The following is an 11129-nucleotide window of genomic DNA, read 5'->3' on the forward strand; positions in this document are numbered from 1 at the left end:
TACCTTAATGGCGATTTGAAAAGTGCTCTTCGCCACTCATCGCCCGCAAGAAATCAGCAAGAATTAGAAAAAAAGACAAAAAGTCATCTCAGGAAGCTGCAAAGAAGAAATAAACATGTTGCTCGCTTTTTTCTGCACCCCAAAATTAATTATGCTGCATGATGGGAGTATGGGTATTTGCACACCGGGTTAATAATAACTTACCATTATCTCCCATACCCGGTGTCAGGATGCTGACTTTGATAGGATCAAGCATACTCCAGTCATTGGGCAAATCCTCAAACCCATGCCAACTATCGCCCGGCTCCATCCTCCAGCAGCTTTGTTCTTTGGTCAGTAACTCTTTTGGTGCATCAGCAAAAGCAATTTTCTTACCAGTCGCAGGATCTGTCACTTTCTCCTGATTCCAGGGTTTAAAGAACCAATCGCCCTTTTTAGCAAAATCCCGATACAGGTGCGCCAATGCCTGACGAAAATCGACTGCTTCCTCAATCACTTCCTGTGTCAAAGAATAACCACTGTTACCATCCATCATTGAGACAGCAACGTCATTTGAAGCACAGATCGCATACAAAGGTGATGTTGTCGCATGCATCATATAAGCTTGATTAAATCTTGAAAAATCAATCGGATTACGGCCATCACGGACATGAATGAAAGAGGCTTGCGAAAGGGCATTCAATAGCTTATGAGATGAATGAGTGGCAAAAACGGTTGGCCCTTTATGCTTTTTAGGATCACCCCGCATAGCATAATGATCATGATAGATAGGGTTAAAACGGGCATAACCATACCATGCTTCATCGAAATGTATTCTATCGACACTTTTATCCAGCAGGTTTTGTACATGTTTGGCGTTATAGCAAACACCATCATAAGTACAATTCGTCACAACGGTATAAACAGGTTTTTGCTTCACTTTATCTTTAGTTAGTGGACTCTGTTTCAGCTTTCTCTGGAGTGTCTTCGTCTCCATCTCCTGCGGATAAATGGGGCCAATAATGCCATATCGGTTACGGCTCGGCAGCATATAGACAGGCTTTGCCCCTGTCAAAATAAGCCCCTGCTCAATGGATTTATGACAATTACGGTCGATGATAACGATGTCATCTTCTGTCATGCAGGCTTGCATTATGGTACGGTTAGAGCCTGAAGTACCGACAACAACAGAAAAAGAATGGTCTGCACCAAATACTCTGGCAGCGTTTTTTTCACTCTCGCCAAACGCCCCACTATGATCCAACAGCGACCCCAGTGAAGATCGCTCAATGCCCATATCCGTACGGAAAAGATTCTCTCCGTAGTAATCATGATAAATGCGACCAACAGGTGTTTTATTAAACCCAACACCACCCTGATGCCCTGGCGCTGCCCAGGAATATTCATAGACTTTTCTGTAATTCATCAACGCTGACATCAATGGCGGTAATAATTGTTGGCGATAACGATGCATCGCTGCAATAGCCCTGCCGGCAATAAAATCTGAGGAATCTTCAAGTATCCAGGCAAATTCGGTTAATTGTTCCAACATCTCATGATTTAATAAAAATACAGCTTTTTCCCGATCGCTTAATAGAAATACTGGTACATTTTCTTGACGCTCAAACAGTTTATTCAGTAATTTTTGGATTTGCTGAAATAAGTCATCATCCATCAATGCACAACTTACCATTAAACAATCAAACGGCTCGTTGGCTGCAATTATCGTATAACTGTCATCAAAAGAGTCTGCAATAACAACGTCAACGTCCCGTTCAATTAATTTATCTGCCAAGCGGTGTACTGCATTTTCGATATAGTAGCTATGATGCCTTGTACCCACTTCGTTTTTTGCTATCAATACCTTCATGATGTTTTCCTATCAAAATGACAAATGAACTGAGTGTTATCTGGCGCTTGCCATAGAATGATTGACATAATCAGGAAAATTAAACGGTTATCACTGCTATAACATTGCATCAAAATTATTTTTCACAATACTGTATGAGTGGTAACATGAATATCAATAAGTTGATAACGTTAACTAACTATTTGTGAGAATATAGATTTCCAGCTTAAAATCACATTGATTAAATATTAAATATAGTGGTTATTTTTGATTGTGCAATCCAACGATAGTTATACCTGAGGGAGAATCAGCCATTGAAGTAGCGCAAAGGGACATCAGTTATATGCAAAGTTTAGTGATGAATAGCAGAGATAAAATCGTATGCTTGATTACACACGACCGTATACAACAATCACTGATATGGCAGTTAAAAGAAGATAATTTACGGGAAGACACAACTCAATATCATCGACAAAATTGTAGTTATTCAGTGTTTGATATTACAAAAAAGCATATCAGTGTAGTTTACTGGGGGGTTGCCACCCATTCAGCAAGAATATAAAAGACATTATATTCAATAGGATAATCCCAAAGCTATTTTTTCTGTCTCATTTCATAAAATCTTATTACCATAATAAAAAACCCCAAAAAGAATTATATTTTAATATTGGATAGTATGCTCCAGGGACGGTAGCATTCTGCTAATGAGAAACCAAAAATAATCAAATCTGCTTATTTTAATCTACCTAAAAAAATAATAATGGGATCCGATTGTGAACAAAGACTACTCCCCTTGTTTTATTAAACTCAATCATGTTTTTAATCCAGACATCAGGATATTTTGTTTTCCTTATGCCGGAGGCGGCAGCTCAACTTTTGTTCCTTTTGCCAGAAAAATCAGAGCAAACGTTGAATTTTTAGTTATTCAACCACCAGGTAAGGGAGCAAGATTCAAGGAAAAGCCTTATAACGATATGAAAAGCCTGGTTGAAGACTTATATGTCAATATTAAGCCACTATTGAATATACCATACATCTTTTTAGGACACAGTTTAGGCAGCCGGATAGCTTTTGAACTGTTAAGAAAAATCGATGTAGAATCATTGTCATTACCCATTGAATTTATCGCCTCAGGTAGCAGGGGGCCGCAAGTTCCCGCTATCCGAAAACCGATAAGTGCTCTAAAAGATAAAGATTTTACTATTGCATTGCAGGAATTTGGACGCATTAATCAAGAGATTATTGATAATGATGAATTACTCTCACTGATTTTACCTGCCATAAAAGCTGATTTTAAAATATCAGAGGAGTATTACTATTCTGGTACAGCATCTTTGACTTGCCCCCTAACGGTATTCGGCGGAGCAAATGATGCTCTGGTAGCAGAACAAGAGCTTTATTCCTGGTTTGATTTTTTCGAGCAAGATAAAAAAGTCATCATTTTTGAAGGTAGCCACTTCTTTATTGATGATAATAATGACCCGGTTATCGATGCTGTAGCAAATATCCTTGAATTTAAATTACCCAGACGGCCATACACACTCCTGTCAAGTGCTTAACTAACACTCTATAAAAGAACAAATTCCTGGTCACATAATAGTCTATGTTTCTGGGATTTTGTTCTCTTGCCGCCGTGAGTAAACTTGAAACTTATTAGGCATATTATAAGAAGCTCAAGGCTATTTTTCGAATCACATGAACATTACCTATATTTTTGCAATAGTGCGAAAATAAATAAACCATTCTGCTATTTTTCCTTTCAGAAAAAGGAAATTTAAACAGTGAAAGAATAAAAATAATATTAAACAGTCTATAATATTTTTACTGGCGAGTTTACTTAGATAATCATCATTGAAAAAATAAAAGATTTATTGGTGGAGGTCTCAGCATGGAGAAATTTACTGACAAATTAATTAGTTTGGATCGTTTTCTTTTACGACTCTTACGTTTCTTTCTTCATGCTCTTATCATTTTCTTAATCGGTATTATTCCGGGAGTATTGGGCTTTTTCCTGATTGAAAGCCACGCTATTCCTGATGCACTTTTAAATTCTATTTCAATGATTGGAACGCAAAGCCTACATATTGAACCAACCAGTACACTGGGAAAATACTTTGCGGCTGTTTATGGCTTATTTCTACAAGCGATCTTTTTCATTGCTGTCGGATTGGTGGTTACACCATTTGTTCATCGTATATTGCATAGCTGGCATATTGATGATGACGATGAAGACGAAGATAAGAAGAAATAATTCATCATTCTTACTTTATGCCGCACCGAACCAGCAAATTATTGTGATAAATGTGACAATCATAACAAAACGAAATAGCTCTTTCTCAATCATATTGGTATAAAATTTCAAATAATCATCTCAAATATATAAGGCAGAATAGTGAATAAAGGCAATTGCTTGTGTGGTGCAGTAGAAATAAAAACTAACCAAAGTATCGAAAATATCAATGCCTGCCACTGTGAAACATGCCAGAAATGGAATGGAGGCCCGTTTTTATCTGTAGATTGCAAAAACGATTTGCAAATAGCGGGTAATGAGAATGTTTCAATCTATCCATCTTCAGAATGGGCAGAGCGAGCTTTCTGTAAAAACTGTGGAACTCACCTCTTTTACCATCTGCATCAGCCTGATACTTATATCGTCCCAGTTGCATTATTTGAAAATAGTAACTCAGGAAAATTATCTAAACAGATCTTTGTCGACAGTAAACCCGGTTATTACAACTTTGTTGAAAAAACACCAATGTTGACTAAACAAGATATTCTTAACTTATTTAAATAACCATTAACATGAGGGGAAATTTCCCTCATTGCATTTTTCAAGACAAATAAGCTTTATAACAAATACATCTCATAAAAAATAATTGCTTTTACATTTATTCTATTGATATGTAACAATTTTATTTATGTTTTACACTAATCCCAGTATAATATAGTCTTTATCAAGAACAATTTAATTTGGCTTGAGCATCAAAGTAACTCCATGTCGAATTATATTATAAAAATCATAAAGATAAATTCAGTGCATCCAATGGGATTTTCTTAATTTGTCACTATTTTCAGTAGGTATTACGTTGGTGGAGAAGTTGTTTGATTAATGTTTTATTAGTTGATGATCACGAACTAGTTCGCATTGGCGTGAAAGGCATACTTGATGACGTACGGGGAATTAAAGTTATAGGAGAAGCCAGTAGCGGAGAAGATGCCGTTAAATGGTGTAGGTCAAACAACACGGATGTCGTTATGATGGACATGGGAATGCCGGGAATAGGAGGCCTTGAAGCTGCGAAAAAGATCATCCGCTATTCACCGGATACCCGCGTAATTATGTTGACTATCCACACAGACAGTTCCCTGCCGACAAAAGTGATGCAGGCCGGAGTCAGAGGATATTTGAGTAAAGCAGCAACGCCTCAGGATATGATCAACGCTATCCGAACAGTTTATGCAGGGCAACGCTATATCTCCCCAGATATTGCCCAACGGATGGCACTCGATCAGCTATCCCCGCAAAAAGAGAATCCGTTGGATGAACTGTCTGAGCGAGAGCTCCAAATCATGACAATGATAACTCAGGGTAAAAAGGTGAATGAGATATCGACATTACTCAACCTCAGTCCGAAAACAGTAAACAGCTACCGCTATAGAATGTTTAACAAATTGAATATCAAGGGTGATGTAGAATTAACTCATATAGCAATACGCTATGGTTTGCTTGATGCACCCAATATGATAAATCATAGTGGATGATAACAGTGATGGGCGGTAAATCGTGGCAGAGCAATTTGATTCAAAGGCATTTTTAAAAACAGTAACCAGTCAACCAGGTGTTTACCGAATGTATGATACCACTGGTACAGTGATTTATGTCGGTAAAGCCAAGGATCTGAAAAAGCGGTTATCCAGCTATTTTCGCGCACAAGTTGGCAGTCGTAAAACAGAATCGTTGGTGAAAAATATCGCCCAGATCGATGTCACCATAACCCATACAGAGACAGAAGCACTTCTGCTTGAACACAACTACATCAAACTTTATCAGCCCCGCTACAATGTATTACTGCGGGACGATAAGTCTTATCCGTATATTTTCTTAAGTGGTGATATACACCCTCGTCTGGCCATATACCGTGGTGCCAAACATGCTAAAGGGGAATATTTTGGGCCATTTCCAAATTCCCATGCAGTACGTGACACATTAGCACTTTTGCAAAAATTATTTCCCATTCGCCAATGTGAAGACAGCGTATACCGCAATCGTTCCAGGCCCTGCCTGCAATACCAGATTGGCCGCTGTCTTGCCCCTTGTGTCAAAGGATTTGTGACAGATGAAGAGTACCAGCAGCAGGTAGAATACGTCCGCCTGTTTCTGTCCGGCAAGGACCAGCAGGTATTGACCAAGCTGATTAAAAGAATGGAAGATGCAAGCAAACAACTTAACTTCGAAGACGCAGCACGTTATCGTGATCAGATCCAAGCTGTCCGGCAAGTTACTGAACGGCAGTTCGTCTCTGGTGGAGAAGATGAACTGGACGCTATCAGTGTTGCTTTTGACGCAGGCATGGCATGTGTGCATGTTTTATTCATTCGTCAGGGCAAAATTTTGGGTAGCCGTAGTTACTATCCCAAAATCCCTATCGATACTAAATTAGATGAAGTAGTACAAACTTTCCTTGGTCAGTTTTACCTTCAGGGCAGCCAGAACAGGACATTACCAACAGAGATTTTGTTGGACTTCTCATTACCGGAGAAAGAATTACTGGAAAACTCCCTTTCTTCCTTATCCGGCAAAAAAGTTCATATTCAACCGCGCCCAAGAGGTGACAGAGCCCGCTACCTCAAACTAGCACGCACCAATGCAGCCACAGCATTAACCAGTAAACTTTCTCAGCAATCAACAATTCACCAACGCCTGGCCGCACTTGCTGAATTTGCAGGCATTGAAAAAATTCACAGAATGGAGTGCTTCGATATTAGCCATACTATGGGTGAACAAACTGTTGCATCCTGTGTTGTATTCGATAGTAATGGTCCCATACGTTCTGAATATCGTCGCTATAACATAACGGGAATAACAGCAGGAGATGACTACGCTGCGATGAATCAGGTCTTACGTCGTCGATACAGCAAAGCAATTGATTCAGCCAAAATCCCTGACATCATCTTTATAGACGGCGGCAAAGGACAACTAACGCAAGCAATAGAAGTTTTTCGCTCATTAAATGTCGAATGGGATAAAGAACATCCCAAACTGATTGGTGTAGCAAAAGGGAGTGATCGTAAAGCAGGCTTGGAAACCCTATTTTTCACAGTAGAAAGTGAAGGCGTAGCTCTTCCTCCTGACTCGCCAGCATTACACGTCATTCAACATATTCGTGATGAATCTCATAACCATGCTATAACAGGTCATCGTCAACGTCGGGAAAAAATGAAAAAGACCAGCACACTGGAATCTATAGAAGGAATTGGGCCAAAACGTCGACAAATGCTGTTAAAATATATGGGAGGATTACAGCCCTTACGCAATGCAAGTGTAGAAGAGATCGCAAAAGTGCCTTCTATTTCTTATTCACTGGCAGAAAAAATCTATAATGCGTTGAAACACTAAGAGTATTGATGCACCATACTAATAAACTTTACATGGCCAGATAGTTACTAAGCATTATGCAATTAAATATTCCAACATGGCTTACCCTGTTTCGTATTGCCTTAATCCCGTTTTTTGTTTTGGCGTTTTATCTGCCTTTCCAATGGGCACCGATGTTATGCGCCATCATCTTTATTATCGCTGCTGCGACAGATTGGTTTGATGGTTTTCTTGCCCGCTTATGGAAACAGACAACACGTTTTGGTGCATTTCTTGATCCAGTTGCAGATAAAGTAATGGTTGCTACCGCATTAGTATTGATAACTGAATATTATCACACCTGGTGGATAACCTTACCGACAGCAACGATGATTGCACGAGAGATCATTATCTCTTCCCTTCGGGAATGGATGGCTGAATTGGGAAAACGCAGCAGTGTAGCAGTTTCCTGGCTGGGAAAGTTCAAAACAACCGCACAGATGGCTGCATTGGTTGCTTTATTATGGCGTCCTAATGTTGAATTAGAAGTTAGTGGATTCATCTTATTATATGCTGCAGCAATTTTAACATTCTGGTCAATGTTTCAATATTTGAGCGCTGCATGGGGTGACTTGCGTGAAACCTGATCTAAACGACGCAAAAATCACCGAACGAACCGATTTTATAAATAATTGTGTTGACTCATTTCGTGAAATAAGTAGAATGCAACGCATCGAACGGCACATGAGGTTTACAAAATAAGTTAAGTAAATCAAGCGGTTCGAAGGAAAGGCGGGAATAGCTCAGTTGGTAGAGCACAACCTTGCCAAGGTTGGGGTCGCGAGTTCGAGTCTCGTTTCCCGCTCCAAAAAAGGCGCGTTGGCAGAGTGGCCATGCAGCGGATTGCAAATCCGTCTACCTCGGTTCGACTCCGGGACGCGCCTCCAGATTCAGCCCAGGTGGTGAAATCGGTAGACACAAGGGATTTAAAATCCCTCGGCCTTAAGGCTGTGCGGGTTCAAGTCCCGCTCTGGGCACCAAATATAAGTTTACTAACGTCTACTCTAGTAAACTAACTCTTAGAAATACCTGATAAATCAATCAGGTCTTTTCTTTTTGGGTCTACTCTGGTCTATTGCAATCAACGTACTCGACGGGGCATAATCTGGGGCACCTACACTTCTATTTTTAATGTGCCCCTTATAATGAAACTAAACGCACGACTCATCGAAACAGCAAAACCCAAAGAAAAAGCCTACAAACTCGCGGATGGTGGTGGCCTCTATTTGGAGATCACGGCTCGCGGCTCTAAGTACTGGCGCATGAAATACTATCGCCCCACCGATAAAAAAGAAGATCGACTAGCTTTCGGTGTCTACCCTGTCGTTTCTTTAGCTGATGCTCGCGCCAGACGAGACGAAGCCAAGAAACTGATTGCTCAGGGCATTGATCCCAAAGCCGAGAAAAAAGAGGCGCACGCTGGAACCAAAGGAAAGCATACCTTTGAAAAAGTCGCCCGTGACTGGCACGCCAGCAATAAGCGTTGGAGCGAAGATCACGGCAACCGCATCATGCGCAGTCTCGAACATTATATTTTCCCGCATATTGGCAGGCTAGATATTTCCACTTTACGGACAAGCCAGCTTTTAGCACCAATTAAAACCGTTGATGCTGACGGCAAACATGATATTGCCCAGCGATTACAACAACGCGTTACTTCCATCATGCGTTATGCCGTTCAGAATGATATTCTTGACTCCAACCCAGCTAATGATATGGCTGGCGCACTTTCCACCGTTAAAGCTAAACACCACCCTGCTCTGCCTCATGAACGTTTACCCGAATTTTTAACCCGCCTTTCTCGTTATCACGGGCGTTTGATCACTCGCATTGCGGTAGAACTGACATTATTAACTTTTGTCCGTTCCAGTGAGCTGCGATTTGCTCGTTGGGAAGAACTCGACCTTGAAAATGCAGTCTGGAAAATTCCCGCCACAAGAAAAGCCATCGAAGGGGTTAAATTCTCCGAGCGCGGCATGAAAATGAAAACAGAGCACATTGTGCCGCTGAGTCGCCAGGCTGTCATTCTGTTCAAATCATTGCGCAAACTGAGTGGTGATTGTGAAGTCATGTTCCCGAATGATCATGACCCCACAAAAGTCATGAGCGAAAGTACCATCAATAATGCCTTGCGTGGCATGGGCTACGATACCAAAACCGATGTTTGCGGGCATGGATTCCGAACAATGGCTCGCGGTGCAATGGGAGAATCAGGATTATGGAATGACGATGCCATCGAACGCCAGTTAAGCCATGTGGAAAGAAAAAATGTCAGGGCTGCCTATATTCATACATCTAAACATCTAGACGAACGGCGGCTGATGGTGCAATGGTGGGCTGATTATCTGGATGCCAATCGGGAAAAACATATTACTCCGTATGATTTTGCGAAAAAACGCCGGAAATAATATGTATTGATCTCGCACATACTGAATATGTGATTGTTTTTTAGACTTTGTTGGCACTGTCAACAAAGTCTGGTTTTTAACCAAAACATAATAGGACTGCCAACTCAGAACCAAAGACAATCATTGCAAACACTATGTTATTGTATTTTAATTTAGTTATCGTGGATCGTTAACTCATACTGACGCCAATCATGTATACCATTCACATAGTCATGTGACCTACCTTTATGAAGGTAAAACAATGATAATAAAAATAGGCCTTGCATGGGAAGTTGATTTGGATAAGCAGGCAAGTTCTAGAGAATAAAAACTGACTTTAGATATGTCTAATCAAATATATAAACAAGTTAGGGTATAAATATTACTGATGCTTTTTGAGTATGCCATTCATAATGATTTGAACACGATAGTTCACGTAGATTCGGTGCCAAACGGAAAGCGCTGTAACTGTGTTTGTAAGCACTGTGGTGATGATCTCATTGCAAAAAACAAGGGAAAGCGCATCAATCATCACTTTGCTCATACTACAAAGGAAGAAAGCCGTGATTGTAAGATGACGCAGTTACATATAGCAATGCAACTACATTTCTCTTCGCTATCTGAAATTACTCTTCCAACAAATGAGATCACTATCGACAAAACAAATATTTTCGTTCCCAGTCTAACAACTGAAATTAAAAAGTCAGTACTCGAATACAGGGTTGGTCCCTACCTAGCCGACGTATATCTCATAACAGATACTGGTAATATAGCTATTGAAGTCTACGTTACTCACAAATGTGACGAGGATAAAGAACAGTATTATATTGACCAACAAATTGATGCAATTGAGTACTCTTTCCCTCTTACTGAAGGAAATAGCGTTTCTGAATGGATTTCTCTGATAAAAAATAACCTCGTCAAGTACAAATGGATTTATCACTCGAAACTTGAAACTAAAAAAAATGAGCATTTTAAACAGATTGAAGAAGAGGAGCATAATAAAAAGGAAAAAAGAAAAAATAGGGCTTTATCATCGCTTCGAAAGGCAATATCTAGTAAAAAAATTCACTTACCCAGTATACATAAAGAAGTGGAGTTTACTTATGCAGGTAAAACTTATAAAGAAATGCGGTTGGTTTATTCCAAAAGAGATATAACCTGTGACAAGGTTTTACGTTGTCATGACTCAAGTGACTATGCTGTAATAGAAGGATATAGTAATAATCGGGTGATATCGATTGTCTATTCTTTTACAGGTCATGCTCCCAATGATTAG

General features: G+C 39.9%; 9 protein-coding genes, 3 tRNA genes and 1 pseudogene. 12 read left to right on the forward strand and 1 reads right to left on the reverse strand.

Annotated elements, in window-relative coordinates:
- Positions 1–196: 196 nt before the first annotated feature.
- Positions 197–1849 (reverse strand): annotated as a pseudogene (locus ABLA85_RS13480) (Orn/Lys/Arg decarboxylase N-terminal domain-containing protein); the annotation flags it as partial.
- 250 nt (positions 1850–2099) lie between these two features.
- Between ABLA85_RS13480 and ABLA85_RS13485 the strand changes: the two are divergent.
- The 12 genes from ABLA85_RS13485 (at position 2100) to ABLA85_RS13540 (ending at position 11129) form a co-directional block, all read left to right on the forward strand.
- Complete coding sequence (locus tag ABLA85_RS13485) at positions 2100–2390, forward strand: histidine phosphatase family protein (protein WP_367964863.1); 291 nt, start codon at positions 2100–2102, stop codon at positions 2388–2390.
- A 211-nt stretch (positions 2391–2601) separates the two neighbouring features.
- Positions 2602–3387 carry a thioesterase II family protein gene (locus ABLA85_RS13490; protein WP_367964864.1) on the forward strand — a complete coding sequence of 262 codons (786 nt, stop codon included), beginning with the start codon at positions 2602–2604 and terminating at the stop codon, positions 3385–3387.
- 329 nt (positions 3388–3716) lie between these two features.
- Positions 3717–4079, forward strand: coding sequence for a hypothetical protein (locus ABLA85_RS13495; protein ID WP_367964866.1), 363 nt, complete (start codon positions 3717–3719; stop codon positions 4077–4079).
- A 141-nt stretch (positions 4080–4220) separates the two neighbouring features.
- On the forward strand, positions 4221–4622 hold the full coding sequence (locus ABLA85_RS13500; RefSeq protein WP_367964868.1) for a GFA family protein: 402 nt from the start codon (positions 4221–4223) through the stop codon (positions 4620–4622).
- 308 nt (positions 4623–4930) lie between these two features.
- Positions 4931–5590, forward strand: a complete 660-nt coding sequence (uvrY, locus tag ABLA85_RS13505) for a UvrY/SirA/GacA family response regulator transcription factor (RefSeq protein ID WP_047683523.1) — start codon at positions 4931–4933, stop codon at positions 5588–5590.
- 22 nt (positions 5591–5612) lie between these two features.
- The gene (gene uvrC, locus ABLA85_RS13510) at positions 5613–7445 is read left to right on the forward strand and encodes an excinuclease ABC subunit UvrC (RefSeq protein ID WP_367964870.1); all 1833 of its coding nucleotides are present in this window, start codon (positions 5613–5615) and stop codon (positions 7443–7445) included.
- 56 nt (positions 7446–7501) lie between these two features.
- On the forward strand, positions 7502–8050 hold the full coding sequence (gene pgsA, locus ABLA85_RS13515) for a CDP-diacylglycerol--glycerol-3-phosphate 3-phosphatidyltransferase (RefSeq protein ID WP_367964872.1): 549 nt from the start codon (positions 7502–7504) through the stop codon (positions 8048–8050).
- Between the two features lie 145 nt (positions 8051–8195).
- A tRNA-Gly gene (locus ABLA85_RS13520) sits at positions 8196–8271 on the forward strand.
- Between the two features lie 5 nt (positions 8272–8276).
- Positions 8277–8350: transfer RNA gene (locus ABLA85_RS13525), tRNA-Cys, on the forward strand.
- Between the two features lie 6 nt (positions 8351–8356).
- A tRNA-Leu gene (locus ABLA85_RS13530) sits at positions 8357–8443 on the forward strand.
- Positions 8444–8608: 165 nt separating this feature from the next.
- The gene (locus ABLA85_RS13535; RefSeq protein WP_367964874.1) at positions 8609–9871 is read left to right on the forward strand and encodes a tyrosine-type recombinase/integrase; all 1263 of its coding nucleotides are present in this window, start codon (positions 8609–8611) and stop codon (positions 9869–9871) included.
- A gap of 367 nt (positions 9872–10238) precedes the next feature.
- Complete coding sequence (locus ABLA85_RS13540) at positions 10239–11129, forward strand: hypothetical protein (protein WP_367964876.1); 891 nt, start codon at positions 10239–10241, stop codon at positions 11127–11129.

It is taken from the genome of Xenorhabdus sp. SGI246 (genome assembly GCF_040838225.1).
GTDB classification, from domain to species: domain Bacteria; phylum Pseudomonadota; class Gammaproteobacteria; order Enterobacterales; family Enterobacteriaceae; genus Xenorhabdus; species Xenorhabdus indica.

Excerpts from the sequence above, each read along its gene's own strand:
- ABLA85_RS13495 (WP_367964866.1), top strand. The coding sequence starts at position 3,717 with ATGGAGAAATTTACTGACAAATTAATTAGTTTGGATCGTTTTCTTTTA.
- pgsA (WP_367964872.1), top strand. The coding sequence starts at position 7,502 with ATGCAATTAAATATTCCAACATGGCTTACCCTGTTTCGTATTGCCTTA.
- ABLA85_RS13540 (WP_367964876.1), top strand. The coding sequence starts at position 10,239 with ATGCTTTTTGAGTATGCCATTCATAATGATTTGAACACGATAGTTCAC.
- ABLA85_RS13535 (WP_367964874.1), top strand. The coding sequence starts at position 8,609 with ATGAAACTAAACGCACGACTCATCGAAACAGCAAAACCCAAAGAAAAA.